General features: G+C 48.3%; 17 protein-coding genes. 10 read left to right on the forward strand and 7 right to left on the reverse strand.

The genetic code is table 11. The features are described from left to right. Positions 1–11: 11 nt before the first annotated feature. Positions 12–620: a short chain dehydrogenase gene (locus tag BIT28_RS09730; RefSeq protein WP_075763368.1), complete on the reverse strand. Its 609-nt coding sequence runs from the start codon at positions 618–620 to the stop codon at positions 12–14. 100 nt (positions 621–720) lie between these two features. On the opposite strand from BIT28_RS09730, the gene BIT28_RS09735 reads away from it, so the two are divergent. Together BIT28_RS09735 and BIT28_RS09740 are read left to right on the forward strand one after the other, a co-directional pair. Beyond that, the gene (locus BIT28_RS09735; protein WP_075763369.1) at positions 721–1,626 is read left to right on the forward strand and encodes a LysR family transcriptional regulator; all 906 of its coding nucleotides are present in this window, start codon (positions 721–723) and stop codon (positions 1,624–1,626) included. Between the two features lie 127 nt (positions 1,627–1,753). Next, positions 1,754–2,098, forward strand: a complete 345-nt coding sequence (locus tag BIT28_RS09740; RefSeq protein WP_075763370.1) for a hypothetical protein — start codon at positions 1,754–1,756, stop codon at positions 2,096–2,098. 73 nt (positions 2,099–2,171) lie between these two features. Here BIT28_RS09740 and BIT28_RS09745 read toward each other — a convergent pair whose 3' ends face one another. Together BIT28_RS09745 and BIT28_RS09750 are read right to left on the reverse strand one after the other, a co-directional pair. After that, entirely contained in the window at positions 2,172–3,875 is a 1,704-nt protein-coding gene (locus BIT28_RS09745) for an FAD-dependent oxidoreductase (protein WP_075763371.1), read from the reverse strand. A gap of 98 nt (positions 3,876–3,973) precedes the next feature. Further along, positions 3,974–4,159 (reverse strand): YgaP family membrane protein, encoded by a 186-nt coding sequence (locus tag BIT28_RS09750; RefSeq protein WP_075763372.1) that lies wholly within the window; start codon positions 4,157–4,159, stop codon positions 3,974–3,976. Positions 4,160–4,318: 159 nt separating this feature from the next. On the opposite strand from BIT28_RS09750, the gene BIT28_RS09755 reads away from it, so the two are divergent. The 5 genes from BIT28_RS09755 (at position 4,319) to BIT28_RS09775 (ending at position 10,141) form a co-directional block, all read left to right on the forward strand. Next, positions 4,319–4,639 carry an ArsR/SmtB family transcription factor gene (locus tag BIT28_RS09755; RefSeq protein WP_075763373.1) on the forward strand — a complete coding sequence of 107 codons (321 nt, stop codon included), beginning with the start codon at positions 4,319–4,321 and terminating at the stop codon, positions 4,637–4,639. Further along, positions 4,636–5,052: a YeeE/YedE family protein gene (locus BIT28_RS09760; RefSeq protein ID WP_089153672.1), complete on the forward strand. Its 417-nt coding sequence runs from the start codon at positions 4,636–4,638 to the stop codon at positions 5,050–5,052. Before BIT28_RS09755 ends, BIT28_RS09760 begins: the two co-directional genes overlap by 4 nt. 9 nt (positions 5,053–5,061) lie before the next feature. Continuing rightward, positions 5,062–5,523, forward strand: coding sequence for a YeeE/YedE family protein (locus tag BIT28_RS09765; protein ID WP_075763375.1), 462 nt, complete (start codon positions 5,062–5,064; stop codon positions 5,521–5,523). 110 nt (positions 5,524–5,633) lie between these two features. Further along, positions 5,634–9,068, forward strand: coding sequence for an efflux RND transporter permease subunit (locus BIT28_RS09770; RefSeq protein ID WP_083651777.1), 3,435 nt, complete (start codon positions 5,634–5,636; stop codon positions 9,066–9,068). Further along, the gene (locus tag BIT28_RS09775; RefSeq protein ID WP_075763376.1) at positions 9,065–10,141 is read left to right on the forward strand and encodes an efflux RND transporter periplasmic adaptor subunit; all 1,077 of its coding nucleotides are present in this window, start codon (positions 9,065–9,067) and stop codon (positions 10,139–10,141) included. Before BIT28_RS09770 ends, BIT28_RS09775 begins: the two co-directional genes overlap by 4 nt. 66 nt (positions 10,142–10,207) lie before the next feature. Here the strand turns inward: BIT28_RS09775 and cobA are convergent, their stop codons facing one another. The 4 genes from cobA to nirB form a co-directional block, all read right to left on the reverse strand. Next, positions 10,208–10,978, reverse strand: a complete 771-nt coding sequence (gene cobA, locus BIT28_RS09780) for a uroporphyrinogen-III C-methyltransferase (RefSeq protein ID WP_075763377.1) — start codon at positions 10,976–10,978, stop codon at positions 10,208–10,210. Positions 10,979–11,142: 164 nt separating this feature from the next. Continuing rightward, entirely contained in the window at positions 11,143–11,997 is an 855-nt protein-coding gene (locus BIT28_RS09785; protein ID WP_075763378.1) for a formate/nitrite transporter family protein, read from the reverse strand. Between the two features lie 141 nt (positions 11,998–12,138). After that, on the reverse strand, positions 12,139–12,462 hold the full coding sequence (nirD, locus tag BIT28_RS09790; RefSeq protein WP_075763379.1) for a nitrite reductase small subunit NirD: 324 nt from the start codon (positions 12,460–12,462) through the stop codon (positions 12,139–12,141). A gap of 2 nt (positions 12,463–12,464) precedes the next feature. After that, positions 12,465–15,023: a nitrite reductase large subunit NirB gene (gene nirB / locus BIT28_RS09795; RefSeq protein ID WP_075763380.1), complete on the reverse strand. Its 2,559-nt coding sequence runs from the start codon at positions 15,021–15,023 to the stop codon at positions 12,465–12,467. A gap of 517 nt (positions 15,024–15,540) precedes the next feature. Between nirB and BIT28_RS09800 the strand changes: the two genes are divergently transcribed. From BIT28_RS09800 to BIT28_RS09810, 3 genes are all read left to right on the forward strand, one after another. Next, on the forward strand, positions 15,541–17,082 hold the full coding sequence (locus tag BIT28_RS09800; protein ID WP_075763381.1) for an alpha/beta fold hydrolase: 1,542 nt from the start codon (positions 15,541–15,543) through the stop codon (positions 17,080–17,082). A gap of 72 nt (positions 17,083–17,154) precedes the next feature. Further along, positions 17,155–17,787, forward strand: a complete 633-nt coding sequence (locus BIT28_RS09805; protein ID WP_075763382.1) for a hypothetical protein — start codon at positions 17,155–17,157, stop codon at positions 17,785–17,787. Between the two features lie 105 nt (positions 17,788–17,892). Beyond that, positions 17,893–18,147, forward strand: coding sequence for a hypothetical protein (locus tag BIT28_RS09810; RefSeq protein WP_245823675.1), 255 nt, complete (start codon positions 17,893–17,895; stop codon positions 18,145–18,147). The last annotated feature ends 190 nt before the right edge of the window (positions 18,148–18,337 follow it).

Raw genomic sequence — 18,337 nt, forward strand, 5'->3', positions numbered from 1 at the left:
CCTCTTACAACTTAGTTGCCTGCAAAGGCCTTAAACGTTTGTCCTGTTTCGATGCCTAATGCTGAACGGATGTAGGATTTCGCGACATCCCTTGCATCGATAGCGTGAAATCCAGGGAAATAATCGCCGTAGGTACCCAGTGATTCGGTAACCACTGATGGGCTAACAACATTAATGCGTATACCGCGAGGTAACTCGTTCGCTACGGCTTTCGCGAAATGCTGTATCGCGCCGTTAAGCGTTGCTGCACTGGCTCCATAAGCAATCGGGTAGTCGGCGATAATGCCGCTTGTCAGTGTGATACTGCCCCCATCGTTTAGGTAGTCGGTGCCAATCTGGGTCAGATTCACTTGCCCCATCAGGCGGCTGTTAATGCCGACATCCCATTCTTCGCGAGATAGGTTGGCGAACGTATTGAATGCAACATCACCGGTAGCACAGATGATTGCATCTACCTTGCCGATCGAATCGAGTGCAGAGCGAATCGAGGCTGGCGAGGTAATGTCAATCTGCACATCACCGCTGCCTTTACCTGCCTTAACAATCTCATGTTTTATAGCGAGCGCTTCAACGACTTCGCGGCCAATTGTGCCCGATGCACCAATTACGAGAACTTTCATCGTTTTTCTCCTTTCTGTTTATGTTTTGAATCTTAGGTGGTTGTGATTAGGAGAAAAACAATAGAAAATGACTTAACTGTTTACTAAATGGTGTTAATTGATGAACTTAACCTATGTGCAAACTTTTCTTGCGGTTGCCGAGGAACGTAGCTTCACCAAAGCGGCAGAGGTACTGGATGTATCAAAAGGTTTGGTATCTCGTCATGTACAGCGACTAGAGGAAACACTGAATTCCAGGCTGTTCCATCGGACTACCCGGGCGATCAGTCTTACTGAAGTGGGGGAAGAGCTATATGCCAAGGCGAAGCAGATTCAGTTGCTGGCCACCGAAGCTGAAATGCGTGTGCTTGATATGACGCAGGAAGTGGCGGGTGATTTGAAAGTGACGGCCCCTATCGAGTTCGGCCGCGCGCTTTGCCATCATGTGATCCCATCATTCAGGCAACAGTACCCAAAGGTGAATCTAATTCTCGATTTTGGCCCTATAAAGAAGAAAATTGAGTCTGGTGACTTTGATGTCGCTTTCAGGGCTTATGACGAGCTGCCTAATGATGTCATTGCTAAAGATCTCGGCTACATCCGGAATGTACTGGTTTGCAGTAAGAGTTATGCAGTGGGTAATTCACTGAAGGCTATCGAAGAGATTCATCAATGTAGCTTTATTCTTAACAGCCAAAATGAACGCTGGAATCAACTGCAGCTTATTAATGACGATCAAAACTATCATATTGAAGTGACTGGAAGCCTTCGCACCAATACTTACTGCTCAATCTTAGAATTGGCGATGCAGGGAATGGGGGTGGCAAGCCTGCCATTTTACCAGGTTGAAGCGCTTATCAAGAAAGGGGAGTTAGTTCATGTTTTCCCTGAGTGGTCTGTAAAAGCCCAGAAATTGAGTCTGATCTATGCCCAAAGACGAGTTACACCGCAAAAATTAGTCACCTTTAATCTTGCGGTTATGCGCTGGCTGGAATCTAACCGGCTGTACATGATTCCCAAGGGATAAGATTACGCCCTTGGGCATCGAATAAATCAAAGAAAGTGCTGAATTCTATTTAATATCTTACGTCTAGAACGACATTTTCCCACTTTTTAGCTACTATCATCCCACGATTTATTCTGGTGATATTGATATGAGAATTTCTGTTGATGGTGGCTCCTTTAAGGTTGCAATTGAAACTGAGTTTGAAGGGCTAGTAGACGAGGCATCGGTTATCTATAACGAAGCCCTTGAGCAGACAAAATCTAACGATAAAACGATCTTACGTTTCTTGCAGACCATTCTTGAGCACCGAGATAGCGACGATGCCATCGGCTATGCGGTATTGGGTTTGCTGGGTTGGTATCACGCGATGATCAATCCGGTGGAAAATCAAGATATCGAGCTCAACTTACCGAAAATCTTGCCTCACCTTATTAACCCGGCTGGTGATTTGACGGCATTCAGTGCCAGTGAAAAGGGTACGTTTTTGCATTAATGAATAATGCTCCTGCCACCATTGCTGTACGACAGAAGCACAGCAATGGTGTTTGAGACAAATACTTTTGTATTTACGCCTTCGCAAACTTATAGGTACGATAGCCGCCAATTAAGTTGCGTGCCTGATAGCCGTTGTTGACGAGCTGACGATAGGCAACGTTACCACGCAGTCCCACCTGACAAATCACAATGATTTCCTTGTCTTTAGGCAGTTCATCCATACGATGGCGCAGGCTGTCGACCGGTATGTTTATCGAGCCCTCAATAAAGCCAACGTTTTCCAGTTCACCGGGGTTACGGACATCGAGCAGCAATTGATTATCAGAAAGTGTCTCTATTTCATCAAAATGAATCGGTTTGGCATCGCCTTTGATGATATTGCTAGCAACAAAAGCGGCTTGGTTAATCACATCTTTGGCACTGCCATAAGGTGGAGCATAGGTAAGCTCCAGGTGCTGTAGCTGCTCAACCGTCATACCGGCGCGCTGGGCCACGGCCATCACATCGATACGCTTGTCTACGCCGTCTTTGCCCACTGCCTGGGCGCCGAGGATCTTGCCTGTTTCAGGATCAAACAGCATTTTAAACGAGACAATCTCCGCACCGGGATAGTAGCTGGCATGGCTTGCGGTATGTACGTAAACTTTCTCAAAGCGGATGCCTTCACGTTTGAGTGATTTTTCATTTTTACCGGTTGAAGCAACGGCAAGATCGAAGATCTTACAAATCGCGGTACCTTGTGTGCCGTGATAAGACTCGTTGCGACCAAGCATGTTGTCGGCAGCCATACGCCCCTGGCGGTTTGCCGGGCCCGCAAGTGGCACAAGAGTCTGTTTGCCTGTCACGAAATCGGCTTCTTCTACGGCATCACCGACGGCGTAAATTGCAGGATCGCTTGTCTGCATATGCTCGTTGGTATAAATACCGCCAAGTTCGCCGAGTTGTAATCCGGCTTCGGTAGCCAGTGTTGTTTCCGGGCGCACACCGATAGCCATGATTAAGATATCAGTATTTAGGGTATCGCCATTATTCAGGTTAAGTATCAACTCACCGCAAAGGTGCTGGTGTTCTGCACTCTCTCCGGCATCTTCGTTGGCTATAGAGCCGCCAGGGATGTACTCGACTGATTCGAGTGCAACACCCAAGCGAAGATCGATGCCTTTATCGCGGATTGCTTGGTGGGCAAAGCCTGCCATCTCTCTGTCAACGGGTGTCATGATCTGATCGGCCATCTCGATCAAGGTGGTTTTGATGCCGAGCTGGTGGAACGCTTCCATCATTTCGAGGCCGATAAACCCGCCACCAACAACGGTTGCGTGTTCCGGCTTATTCATTTCGATCGTCTTAATGATCTTATCCATATCCGGAATATTACGCAGAGAATGGGTCAGCGGGTTATCAAGGCCAGGAATAGGCGGAATAACCGGTGCGGCACCTGGGCTCAGCAGCAGGAAGTCGTAGCTTTCGACATACTCACTGTTATCCAGCGTGTTGCGGACAGTAACTGACTTGTCGGCACGGTTGATGCTAACCACTTCATTCATCACCCTAACATCAACATTGAATCGGGCGAGGAAACTTTCAGGCGTTTGCAGGAGCAGTTTACTGCGATCTTTGATGTCCCCACCAATGTGGTATGGCAAGCCACAGTTAGCAAATGAAACAAATTCACCGCGTTCAAACATGATGATTTCAGCGTCTTCACTGAGACGACGAGCGCGGGCTGCAGCAGATGCGCCGCCAGCTACGCCACCGACGATGAGGATTTTGGTCATTGATATCTCCACAAGACTCTAATCAAACAGATAAATGGGCTTACGCATGTCGATAAACCCTTTTTCATTATTTGGCTTTGGTGGTCAACATACGGCCATCATTTAAAGCCTAGTTTGCCCAACATATTTGCTGCAGGGCAAACATTGGTAAATGCACTTTGGATCAGGTTAACCCCAATAAACAGGGTAAACCAATAGAAATAGGGGTGAACCCAAAGCGTTAATGCGACAGATACGAGGATCATGGTACCGGCAAATACTCGGACTGCATTTTCTAATGTCATAACCTTTCTCCTTAAGCGGCTTAGCCAACGTCAATGTCACTGACAAAACTATAAGCACTTATTTTAGTGATGTCTAATAAATTTTTATCTAAATTAGACTTGACTTAATCTAGTTGTTTAGTAATCTCTAATATAGTTATCGCGGTGATAGGAGTTGAGATGATTGATGTAGAAAAAATGCACTGTCATGCCAATGAAGTAGCCAACTGGCTAAAGACAGTTGCTCACCCCGAGAGGTTAATGGTGCTATGCCAGCTGACAAAAGGTGAAGTTGCGCTAAAAGAGCTTCAGCAACATTCGAGCCTAGGCCAATCTGCGCTTTCTCAGCACCTTGCCGTATTAAAAGCACATAAGCTGGTAAGTTTTCGTAAGCAGTCGCAACAGGTGTTTTATTCACTTGCCGATAAAAAGGCAAAACAGTTACTTGAGACACTGCAAGATATTTGTTTTGAAAATAAAGACATAGAGAAGAGGAAATAATGGTCGAAATTCCATGGAGTGCGTTGGCTGGCGGGATGTTGCTGGGCTTATCCGCAACACTTCTACTGATTGTTAATGGGCGTGTTGCCGGTATCAGCGGTATTGTGGCCGGTTTGCTAAAACCGATTAAAGGCGGGTTTTCGTGGCGGTTGCTGTTTGTTGTCGGGATGATTTCAGCTGGTTTTGTGGCTCCTATGCTGGGGTTTGTATTACCGGAATCACTTCCGGTGACCTCTTCAGCCTGGCTGATTGTCGCAGGGTTGCTGGTGGGGATGGGGACCAAGCTCGCCAATGGTTGTACCAGCGGCCATGGGATCTGCGGTATGAGCCGATTGTCGAAGCGTTCGATCGTAGCAACCTGTATTTTCATGGTAACCGCAGTCATTACCGTATTTATCCGTTTTCATGGTTAAGAGGCAAAAATGTTAACTCGCGTTGTAGCTCTATTTTCTGGTTTGTTGTTTGGTCTGGGCATGATGATGTCGGGCATGGTTGATCCGGCAAAGGTTATTGGCTTTCTTGATGTTGCTGGTAACTGGGATCCGAGTCTGGCGTTTGTTATGGGAGGAGCAATCATGGTGTTTATGCCAGCGTATATTTTGATTGTGCGTAAAATGAAGACTCCCGTTTGTGCCGCTGATTTTCACCTGAGTAAGAAGAAGTCTATTGATGGTAGGTTGATTAGTGGTTCGGTACTGTTTGGTCTTGGTTGGGGGATTGCCGGTATTTGCCCGGGACCAGCGGTAACATCGTTATCAGGCACCAATCCTGATGTAATTGTTTTTGTTGTTAGCATGGTCGGCGGGATCTGGCTGGGCAGTAAATGGACAGATACAAAAGAAAATGCCGAAGAGCTCAAAGTTAATGCTGCCGGTGTGAACTAACCTAAACGGCAACACAGTAAAAACGGCTTGCAGTAACCTCAGGCCGCAGATCATAAAAGAGTACAAGAGTAAGAGATACTGAGTTAGAAAAATTAGAGAAGGGGAGCGCCATGACAGAGAACGTCAATCAAGGCTTTGTTGCCAAATTCCTCAATAGTTTCTTTCCCCCTATATTGATTTTTCTGGCATTGACAGCAGGGTTGATGGCTCTGCTACTTACGCCTAGAGAAGAAGACCCGCAGATTATCGTGCCAATGGCGGATGTGTTAATTCAGGCACCGGGTCTTTCTCCTGCTCAAGTTGAACACCAGGTTACCCAGCCTCTCGAAAAGCTGCTGACTCAGATAGACGGTGTCGAGGATGTGTATTCGACATCGATGAAAGGTGCTGCTCAGGTGATTGTGCGCTTTTATGTCGGAGAGCAGCGTGAAGAAGCCTTAATAAAACTCTACAACAAAATATATTCAAACCTGGACCTGATTCCACCATCGGTGACCCAGTGGGCGGTGAAGCCGATTGAAATCGATGACGTCCCCATTGTGGTTGCCGCGTTATATAGTACGGTGCCGGAACAAACGGGTAATGCCGAGCTGCGTCGTATTGCCGATCAAGCGGTTAATCAGCTTCAGGCGCTGAATAATACCAATAAGGTATCGGTCGTCGGGGGGAACCCGAGGGTGATCCAGATTTCACTGGATACTGCAGCAATGGCTAGTCGGATGACAACCGTTGATGATATCCAGCAGGCCTTTGTACTGACCAACCAGCATCAGCAGTTGGGTAACATTCATCAACAGGGGCATGTTTACCAGCTAGAGAGCGGCCAGTTTTTTCGGAATGCCGAGGAAGTTGCCCAGACGGTGGTAAATGTCGTCAATGGCCAACCTGTTTATTTGCAGGATATTGCCGTTGTGACCGATGGTCCTGAAGAAGCCAGTGATCAGACCTGGTTTAGTTGGGGACCGGCAGCCGGTCAGTTTGGGTTGCAGGGGGCGGAACCTTATCCCGCAGTGTTTCTTGCGATAGCCAAGCAGAAAGGCAGCAATGCTGTCTGGGTTGCCGATGATGTAATCGACATGCTTGAAAATATGGTTCGTAACCAGTTTCCACCCCATGTCAACCTGTCGGTGATTCGTAACTATGGTGATACAGCCAATGAAAAAGTGGGCAACCTGGTCTCTAGCCTGGGGCTGTCGATTCTGACAGTCGTGGTGTTTGTCGGTGTTTTTCTTAACTGGCGTTCAGCACTTGTGGTCGCTATTGCGATTCCAATTAGCTATGGGGCGGCGCTGGCGGTGGATCTTGCGTTCGGTTATACCATTAACCGGGTAACTTTGTTCGCATTAATTTTGGCCCTCGGCCTGATAGTGGACGACCCGATTGCCAGTATCGACAACATTGAGCGGTTTCTTAAACGCAAAGACCTGAGTAAGTCTTCGGCTATCGTAATGGCGATGGCTGAAATCCGTAGTGCATTGCTTATGTCGACTGTGGCAATTGTCATTGTTTTCACCCCGATGTTCTTTATCACCGGAATGATGGGGCCCTATATGGCGCCGTTAGCATTCAATGTTCCTATCAGTGTGATCTTCAGTACTGCAGTGGCTTTCTTGATTACCCCATGGCTGGCCAAAAAGATCCTGACGTCCGCCCATGAATCCGGCCATTACCAGGTTGAGAATACGTTACTTTACAAGATATATGACAAGGGGTTGACGCCGATTCTGGCACGTAAACGCAATAGCATTCTTTTTCTTACTGTGATCGGTATTGTATTTGTTGCTGCGGCTATATTGCCGGCATTGCGTGTGGTTCCGCTGAAGTTGTTGCCTTATGACAATAAGAATGAGTTTCAGCTCGTGCTCAATATGCCCGAGACCAGCAGCGTAGAGCAAACGTCGAATGCCCTCAGTGATTTTTCCGATTACCTGAAGAGTGTGCCTGAAGTGGTATCGGTATCAGGTTTTGCCGGTATTGCGTCGCCAATGGATTTTAACGGTATGGTCAGGCATTACTTTATGCGGATGATGCCTCATCAGGGTGAACTGCGTATTGTGCTGGCCGGGAAGAATTTACGTCAGCAGCAGTCCCATGAGCTGGTTACCCGGATTCGGGCAGATCTAACAGCAATTGCCGATAAATTAAACGCCGATATTCAGCTGGTGGAAACCCCGCCAGGGCCACCCGTGATTGCTACTATCGTGGCCGAAGTCTATGGCCAGCCACATACGCCTTACTATGAGTTACAGACCGGAGCAAAAATCGTTGCCGAACGTTTGCAGCGTGAACCGCTTGTTGTCGAGACGGATACAACAATCCAGGACAATATTGAAAGTTGGCGCTTTGTGGTCGATACGGAAAAAGCCGCCCTGTCAGGAGTCTCGGTACAGGATATTAATCAGACTCTGGCGGCAGCCAATCGTGGCCGGGTCGTGAGTTATCTGCATGATGAGTTTGAGATCAGCCCGTTGCCGATCGAAATCCGTTTGCCTCGAAACCGTCGTGATGAGCTGGGGGCATTGGAAAGCCTCTATGTTCGGGGCATGCCGGGGATAGCCAAAAAGGTTGAACAGGGACGACTTGTCGATGCCGGGCAGCCGCTGGTGCAGCTATCGGAGCTAGGGCGATTTGAGAAAATGACAGTACCTCAGCCGATCATGCGTAAGAATCTTCGTCATGTGGTTTATGTTTTTGCCGAGGCGGCGGGGCGGGTACCGGCTGAGGTGGTTGCCGATGTGTCGTCAGATCTGCAAAGTAGCGAAGCTAAACTCCGAGGCCGGGCCGAAAGCAGCCAGGTAAGGGCACTGAGTGAACGTACTTACCTTGATAATGGTGGAGATGATTACTGGCAGCTACCTCCTGGGATAACGGTGACATGGAGTGGTGAGGGGGAGTGGAAAATTACCCTTGATGTGTTTCGCGATCTTGGCCTCGCTTATGGTGCGGCATTGCTCGGGGTGTTTATCGTAATGGTGCTGCAAACCGGATTACCGGCGGTTTCCGGTATTATTATGCTGGCGATACCGCTGACCGTGATTGGGATTATGCCGGGATTCTGGTTACTGAATCAGTTTGGTACTACAGAGATTGAGGGTATTCCCAACCCATCTTTGTTTACCGCAACAGCGATGATCGGGATGATAGCGCTGGCTGGGATTGTAGTACGTAACTCACTGGTACTGATTGAATTTATTCACCAATCCTTACGGGATGGGGCGGCGCTGAAGTCGGCCCTGATAAAAGCCGGGGCGGTCAGGATGCGGCCAATCTTGCTGACGGCCGGGACAACCCTGCTCGGGAATATTGTTATTACCCTTGATCCTATTTTTAATGGTCTGGCATGGGCGATTATTTTCGGTATCTCTGCATCAACGCTATTTACCTTGCTGGTTATCCCGGTGGTTTACTATCTTGCCTATGCCAACCGGCCAGGACATGGTCTACCGCCCAGTGTTGATATTTCTGAGCCTGCCACTCTTTATCAACCCCCACCCAAACCACGGCCGCCCGCATCAGCGGTCCAACACAGGGAGTCGCAGATATGAGCATAAAAAAACTATCATTGGTAATTGTCGCATTTGCTGGCTTGGGGATACTGTTCTTCGCTATTTCTGGTGGCTTTGTTGCGAAATTGGACACTGAAAACACAACTATGCCGGGTGAAGCGTTGGACGGGCGCGAGACTGTGACAGTAAAAGCCAAGAAGCTCCCTGTGTGGCAGACTTATACCGGTAGCATTGTTGCTGATCAGCAGGCAACATTATCGGCACGTCTGACGGCACAGGTGGCTGATGTGCTGGTGGATGTTGGTGATAAGGTTAAAGCGGGAGATATTTTGATCCGTCTTGATAACCTCGATCTTGATGCCCGAGTTCGTCAGACTGAGCAAGCACTGGCTAGTGCCCAGGCGCGGTTGAACATAGCCCGGAAGGACTATGAGCGGACAAAATCGCTGCTCAGGAAGAATCTGGTTGCCCAGTCAAAACTTGATGAAACATTGAGTACCCTGCAGAGTGCCGAAGCCGGCTTTAAACAGGCGGAAGCATCTCTTGAAGAAGCACAGGCCACTTATGGTTACAGTATTATTGCCGCTCCGTTTGATGGTGTTGTGACACAAAAGTTAGTTCATAAAGGGGCTATTGCCTCTCCGGGTGTGGCAATGCTGAGTCTGTATAATCCGCTGACCTTGATGATGGAAAGCTATATCGCGGCGAGTCAGCGCCACCTGTTGCAGCTCGGCCAGCAATGGCCTGTTACGTTGCCAGAACAAGAGCTGGAGCTGGAGGGGCAAATATCAGAGATTACACCGGCATCTGATGCGGGTTCTAGAAGTGTGGTCGTGAAGTTAGCGTTTGAGCGTGAGGTGTTGCTGCAAACAAACGAGCAACAGCTGTATCCAGGGATGTTTGCCCGGGTGAGCATCCAGACAGACGAATATGAAGCGCTGATCATCCCGCAATCAAGTACCTATCGTATTGGACAGCTTCAGTACGTGAAGGTGGTTGAAGACGATCGAGTTGTCCCACGGCTTATAGAAACCAGGCCATTTGATGAAAGGCAGCTGATTATTCGTAAAGGAAGCACTGCTGGTACAGTGCTTCTGGCAGAGCCAAGGTAGATTAAGAAAACGTGTAATAGGTTGATGAACAGCTTAGCAACAATATACATGCGCCGAGGTTCATCGTTATGTATTCGTTGTTTCTGGCTCAAACCAAGACAGCTCATGGCTAAGCTGAGTCACGCTGCCGATAACAATCAAGGCCGGGCTTTGGGCGCTTTTTGCGACTACTGGCAGGTTAGTCAAACTACTGGTGAGGACGCGTTGTTCTTTGCGGGTGCCGTTTTCGATAATGGCACATGGCGTGTCTGGGGATAAGCCGTGTGTGATCAGCTTGTCGCTAATATGACCACTTTGCTTGAGCCCCATATAGAACACCAGCGTGTTATTCGACTGAGCCAGTGATGTCCACTCGATTTCACGGCCATCTTTTTGAACGTGACCGGTAATAAACTGAACACTCTGGGCATGGTCTCGATGTGTTAGAGGGATCCCCGCATAAGCAGTTGCCCCTGCCGCTGCTGTAATGCCCGGTACAACTTCGTATTTGATGCCGTGCTTGGCCAGCTCTTCCAGTTCCTCACCACCACGGCCGAAGATAAAAGAGTCACCGCCTTTTAGCCGGACGACACGCTTTCCAGCCTGCGCTTTGTCGACCAGGATCTGGTTGATCTGGTCTTGGGGTACGCAGTGGTAGTCCAGTTTCTTACCGACATAAACCATTTCGGCATCAGCGTTCGCTAGCGCCAAAATTTCCGTTGATACCAGGCGGTCGTAAACCACGACATCAGCTTGCTGGATCACGCGGTGGCCTTTGACGGTGAGCAAGTCTGGATCACCCGGGCCAGCACCAACAAGAGAAACAAAACCGCTGTTTAACGATGTGTGATTGGTCATAGCAACGCCTATCAGTTCAAATTTGGATATAAAGAGTAGAACTCAGGGCTAAGGAACCGGCAAACTATCCTAAGGAGTTATTACTTTTTATAGCCAAAACAATACAATAGATGATGAAAGTTAAGGGCGGTCCTGCACATTTCGCGCAGGACCAGACTCGGTTTTTATTTAGCGCCAAATGCAGGTTCGGCGTGAATCTCTGCATCGTTTTCTACGTCAATGGCCGGTGCTGTTTTTGCGTGAGTCAGGTATAGCGGCACACAGGTAAATAGCAGACCACCAACCAGGTTACCCAGCACAGTCGGGATAAGGTTCCAGTTCAACCAGGTTGCCACACCGAAATCAGCGCCTAGCATCATGCCTAGTGGGAACAGGAACATGTTTACTACTGCATGCTCAAAGACTAGTGCGAAGAAGATAAAGATTGGCAGCCACATTGCGGCAATTTTGCCTGCGACAGAGCGAGCTGTCATATTACCAATAACACCCAGACACACCATTAAGTTACAAAGAATGCCTTTAACGAACACGGTGATCCAGCCATCCATTCCATGTTCGGCGTAACCTACAGTACGTGCTGTCGCGGCGGCAATGAATTTTTGACCGACTGCGCCTGCTTCTACGCTGAAGTTCATTGTGAACGTCAGGGCAACAAGGAAGGCTACAAGCAGAGAACCGATAAGGTTACCTAGGCCAACATAACCCCAACAGCGCAGGATACGGCTCCAGGTGATACCTTTGCGATTTTCAAATTTAGCCAGTGGCGCCAGACCAAACACACCTGTCAGCAGATCGTAACCCATCAGGCTGAGGATACAAAAGCCAACCGGGAAGACCAGCGCGCCAACAATACCGACACCGGTTTGCACGATAGTTGTAATGGCAACCACAACGGCCAGAGAAAGAATAATGCCAGCCATCGTGCCGCGTAAAACAAGGTCGCGAGTAGACGTGCGAACTTTTGCTTCGCCAGTGTCGATCATTGTCTGAACGAATTCAGCAGGTTTGTTATAAGACATAATATTCCTTATTATCAAAAGTTTAAAAATTAAAAGTTAAGATTGAATAGACAAAGGCTCCCTGCATCCCACCTTCTTCTCCGAAAAAATCCAGAACGGATCAAGAAGCCTTTTAGCTATTAAATCTCGGCGATGGTTACCTTAGGCTGCGATTTCTACCTTGCAGCCGGTAACACGCGCTTTAAACGCTTTGATATTGAAGCGCTCATCTTCCATGCACGCGCCAGTGGCCAGGTTGAAGCGCTGCTTCTTTAGCGGGCTGGCTACCCAAAGCTCGCCCTGATGTTCACAGATAAGGCCGCGTGATAGCACATTGGAACGGGCAAATGGGTCCATGTTGCTGATGGCAAAAACCTGCTCTGCATCGCTTGGGCGAAATACCGCTACCTGCTGTCCATTGATCAGTGCACAAACACCAGTTCCCGGGGCGATGTCGGTGATATCGCAAACTTGTTCAAAAGCCATGATTAGTTCTCCAGTTCCACGTGTAGGATGTCGCCTTTGGCCTCAGGGTGTTTCTCGGTGAACGTTGCCGGACGGTGCTGGTCACGCTCAGAAACGAACACGACGTTATCGTCACGCAACTCTGAGTTGATGAAGTGAGCAAAGCGAGTCAGTTGTGATTCGTCTTCGATAGTGTCTTTCCACTCACAGCTGAACTCGTTAACCAGACGGGTAACATCGGCTTCCAGTTGGGTATTGATGCCAAGTTTGTCGTCGATGATCACTTCACGCAGGTAGTCCACTCCGCCTTCCATGTTATCCATCCATACCGATGTGCGCTGTAGCGGTGCTGCCGTGCGGATGTAGAACATCATGAAGCGGTCGATGTACTTAATTAGCGTTTCCTGATCCAGGTCGGTAGCCAGAAGGTCTGCATGGCGAGGCTTCATGCCACCGTTACCACAGACATACATGTTCCATCCGGCATCTGTAGCGATGATGCCCAGATCCTTACCCTGTGCTTCAGCACATTCACGGGTACAGCCAGATACACCAAACTTCATCTTGTGGGGAGTTCGGATGCCTTTGTAGCGGTTCTCGATATATGAACCCAGCCCGACAGAATCTTGCACGCCGTAACGACACCAGGTCGAGCCGACACAGGTTTTCGCCATGCGTAGTGCTTTTGCGTAAGCCTGGCCAGTTTCGAAACCGGCGTTGATGAGCTTGCGCCAGATCGCTGGCAAGTCATCTTTCTGGGCACCGAACAAGCCGATACGCTGGGCACCTGTTACTTTGGTGTACAGGTTGTACTCTGCCGCCACATTGGCCAGTTCTGCCAGCGCCTGTGGTGTAACTTCACCGCCAGCCATGCGTGGAATGACCGAGTAGGTACCGTCTTTCTGGATGTTACCCAGGAAGTTGTCGTTGGTGTCGTGCAGTTTAACTAGTTGTGGCTTGAGGATGTGTTCACCCCAGCAAGACGCCAGAATCGAGCCAACCAGAGGTTTACACACTTCACAGCCGTAACCCTTGCCGTATTTCTCCAGCAATTCGTCGAATGTTTTAATTTCTTCAACGCGGATCAGGTGGAAGAGCTCCTGACGCGAGTAAGCGAAGTTCTCACAAACATCGTTTTTTACTTCGATACCGGTTTTAGCCAGCTCTGCATTCAACACAGAGGTAACAAGAGGGATACAACCGCCACAACCCGTACCGGCACCGGTAACAGCCTTGATGTCGGCCATTGTGTGGTGACCGTCGGCAACAGCCTGTGCAATCTTGCCTTTGGTAACATCAAAGCAAGAACAGATAACGGCACTGTCAGGCAGTGCGTCCGGGCCTAGGGCTGGTTTTTCAGCACCGGCATGGGCCGGCAGGATCAGCGTGTCAGGGTGCTCTGGCAGGTCGATTTCGTTCAGCATTAGCTGAAGCAGGTCGCCGTAGTCAGAGGTATCGCCAACCAGTACGGCACCCAGCAGTTTTTTGCCATCTTCAGAAACGATGATGCGTTTATAGACTTCTTCGTTTTCATCAAGGTAGACATAGCTCTTGCTGTTAGGCGTGCGGCCATTAGCATCGCCGATGCTGCCTACTTTAACGCCGAGCAGCTTGAGCTTGGCACTCATGTCAGCGTCTTCGAATGAGTTTTCTTCGCCAATCAGGTGACTGACAGCAACCTGGGCCATTTTGTAACCAGGTGCGACCAGGCCGTAGAATTTTTCATTCCATGAAGCACACTCACCAATGGCGTAGACATCTTCGTCAGAGGTGATGCACTGATCGTCGATAGCAATACCACCGCGACGGCCGGTTGCCAGCCCGCATTGCATGGCTAGCTTGTCCTGAGGGCGAATACCGGTTGAGAAGACAATGAAGTCAACTTCTAGCGAGGTACCGTCTGCAAAGTGCATGGTGTTACGGCCATTGGTGCCTTCCGCAACAATCTCTTTGGTATTTTTGCCGGTGTGAACGTTCACGCCGAGCTTTTCAATTTTCTTGCGAAGCTGCTCACCACCCTGAGGGTCGAGCTGCTCAGCCATTAGTACAGGCGCAAACTCGACAACATGGGTTTCTACGCCGAGAGCTTTAAGAGCGCCTGCGGCTTCAAGGCCAAGCAAGCCTCCGCCGACGACGACACCGCTCTTGCTGCGTTTTGCTGTTGCTTCGATGGTTTTGAGATCTTCGATGGTGCGGTATACGAAGCAGTCTTTGCTTTCATTACCTTTGATTGGTGGAACCCAAGGGTAGGAGCCGGTGGCCATGATGAGCTTGTCGTATTGAACTTCGCGGCCTGTGCTGGAGTGGATGATTTTTTGAGCGCGGTTGATGGTGATCGCACGTTCACCGATAAGAACCTTGATGCCATGTTTCTCGTAGAAGCCTTCCTTGACCAATGAAAGCTCTTCGGCAGTGTGGTGGGAGAAATACGAAGACAGGTGAACCCTGTCATAGGCTTTTCGTGGTTCTTCACAGAAAACTGTTACGTCATAGTTTTCCATGTCTGCTTTATCGACTAGTTCTTCGATATAGCGATGGCCGACCATACCGTTACCGATAATCGCCAATCTGACTTTGCTCATAAGATCCTCTTAACAACAGGCGTTAATTCTGTGGCAATAGTAATAAGTCAGATTGTGAATAAATATGACGTAAATCAACTACGACCTTGAATACCTCTAAAGAGGTATATGGCTATAAATCAATAACTTACGCGGTTATGGTCGATTTTGACAGGCATGTTGTGAAGGAATATTACATCTTTATGGTTGTTATAGTTTTGAAATATTATGCAAATAGTTCAATTCGGATGAAAGGCAATGGCTGATTAGATTTGGCCCTTTAAATACGAAAAAAAGACGCTCTGAGAAAGGTTGGCAAAGGCGGCTTTTAAATGAGGTATTTAGCAGGGGAATAGTTGCTTTTGGGGTTATTTTTACGGTGAGTGCTTTTTATATAAAAAATAAATAAAAAACAAAATATCTAAGTGTTTTAATGCTCATAGATGCATAATTTTACATTCTTTTGACATTTCGGCTGGGGCGTATTTTTAGGGTGATGGCGCGTCTGAAATACACTAACGAATTGAATGGAATGAAAATGAAGAATAATAAAAGCTATTTTTGCCTAATCCCGATAGTCGCCTTGTTAAATGGATGTTCGGATGATAGTGAGCTGGAAACTGACTCCCGTCAGTTTGTTCCTTACACCTTGGATAAGTTGTATTACCCTAATGATTTGCTGCTTGGTGACAGTGACGGGACGATTGAACTACCTGCTGAACAAGATGGCAGTGTTGTCGATTATCACGACTACGAGAATGTGTATGGTGCCCTGGATGGCTGGTCGACCGGGTACCCGATGACGCTTCCGTTATCCGGTTCGAATGTCGCGATAGACCCAGAGACCTTATCCGAGAATGTGATTCTTTTTGACGTTGCCAGCGGAAAAAGGCTGGTGGCAGGTGACGACTTTATTGCAAGCCTGTCGGAAAGCCAGGAAATTGTGATTAAGCCGATGACAATATTCCCGGAGTCGACGACCTATGTATTGGCACTGACAAATGGTATCAGGGACATTCAGGGCAATGAGCTTAAGCCTTCTCCGGGTTATGAAAAGCTTGCCAAGGGTGAATCCCTGGATGACCCATTAAGCGATCAGGCTATGGCACAGGTTCAGCGCAATCAGAGTCAGTTAAAAGCGGCTGGAGTTACCGGGGAAATTGTTTATAGCGCTGAGTTTACAACCCAAAGCATTTATCCGGTCATGGAAGCTGCCCGGGAAAATATCCCGACCCAAATGTTGCAAAATCTGGCATTGAAGGCCAAGGGGAGAGATTACTGGACGTATAGTGCCACGATTTCTATTCCGTATTATTTGGACATGCCAGGATCGTCTAACTGTGAGGTATCTTCACTTTATGAGCGCGGTAGTGAGAAATACCAGCAGGTTGATGCTGATCCGGTTGGCTACTGTCCACCTCTCTATAGCTGGTGGACTGACGATCCTGATGGTCATGGTAACTTTGTCCATGGCCAAAACCCCAAGCCGGGTGTTCGTTCAACACAGGAAATTCCTGTGGTTATCTATTCACCGGTTGATTGGAATCCTATAACGCTAAATGGTACGACTAAGTCATTGTCGACATCTATTTTTGTCCACGGTATCACAGGGTGGAAAGAGTCGGCAGGTACTATGGTGAAAAGCATTGTCACTCAAGGCGGTGGACGCTTTGTCGTAGCAATTGATCAGCCCCTTCATGGTGAACGCGGTATTGATATTAATCAAGACGGCATAATGGACATTACAGCCACTAGCTCTGAAGAGAACGAGGATAAATCCGTTTACCTGAACTTGTTGAGCCCGCTGACCTTGCGTGATAATCAGCGTCAGGCGGTTCTTGATCAGCTTGCGCTCAGAAAAGCACTAAATAGCACACCGTATATCGATAACAGTGATATTAGTCTTATCGGTCATTCTCTGGGTGGGATAATTTCCACTATGGTGAGTGAGTTGTCGCAGGGCGTCGACGAACTGGCCTTTTCTACCGTTACTCTGGTTGTACCGGGAATGCATCTAACAGATCTGGTCATGAATTCCATGCTGCTGGGTGAGGAGGTTATTGGTGAGATTAAGAAATAAACCGATGTCCAGCTAGCCGTTGCCGGGATTCTCGGTGTCTATGATGAGTCGTTGCATTCACCGGAAGAGGGATTGAACGCGTTACGTGACTTTAAACTTGAGAGTCAGGAGAACCGTGATAAAGCCGCTGATATTGAAGAGATGATCTACGGTATGGTGATTGAGGAAATGACGGCTGCGATTCAGGCGGCGGTTGACGCAGGGGACCCAGCAAACTTTACGACCAGACAGGCTACGAATGCCGAGCAGCCGATTCTGCTGATTGAAGCGGCAGGAAACTGTGGTGAATTCTTGGGTGAGTCTTGTATCGAAGGGGTAGAATACCTGTCTGATACTGTTGTTCCCAACAGTGCCGAAGGGTTGCCACTAGCAGGAACCGAACCTTTAATCCGTCACTTGGAGCTCGCCCCAATTTCGCAGCCAATATTAGATGGCACGGAGATTATTAAAGGCGCTATTCGCGTTAAGCACGGCGGTCATGGGACTTACTTGTTCCCTTATGAAGGAGCAGTGTCCTATGACGGTAAAGACAACAACGAGGGTGTGCCATCGATGCCTGGTGATGAACAGTTTAATATGGCAGAAGTTAAAGCGTCGATGGACATGCAGCAACTGGCGGTATCCAGTTTTGTGACAAGTGGTGGTGTTGACGTAAATGTTAATGAAGACTTGATCCATGGAGACATTGATCCCACTGCGGAGTAATTATGGTTTATCTTGGGTGTTTTTTGTCCGCTCGGTATCGCGCAAGGTTGCAACTGCGTAAGGATTTGGTAAAAGAACAATATGTTCGAGGGTGTACAGGAGGTTATGATGACTGTTGCCGTAAAATCTGTCGCTGAAAAGTTGCTAAGCCCTGCCATTTTGCTTCAGGCAAAAACCGATGGGGCGCTCAATGCGCTGGAAGCGGTGTACACCAAAGCCCGTTATGCAAGGTTTACCCGGGTTAAGTGGGGCGCTGATTACTATGATGGTATTCAGTTTGATGACGGTAGCCATATCAGTGTCCGTCCTGGTCCGTTCAACCGCTTAATGCTTGTCGCGACTGACGCGAGCACCCAGTAACGCCATTACACATACCTTTTTCAAATCCCTTTCGGGTGACACTTGTCCGGAAGGGATTTCTTATTTCATCCTTGCTTCACTCATTGAAAAACATGCAACCATATATGAAATCAAAGATTTCATATATGGTTGTTGTGATTTATCTGCCAGAACTTTAACTTGCTAATTGACCGAACAAAAACAGGATAAT

The sequence above is a fragment of the Photobacterium proteolyticum genome (genome assembly GCF_001939735.1).
In the GTDB taxonomy this organism is placed as follows: domain Bacteria; phylum Pseudomonadota; class Gammaproteobacteria; order Enterobacterales; family Vibrionaceae; genus Photobacterium; species Photobacterium proteolyticum.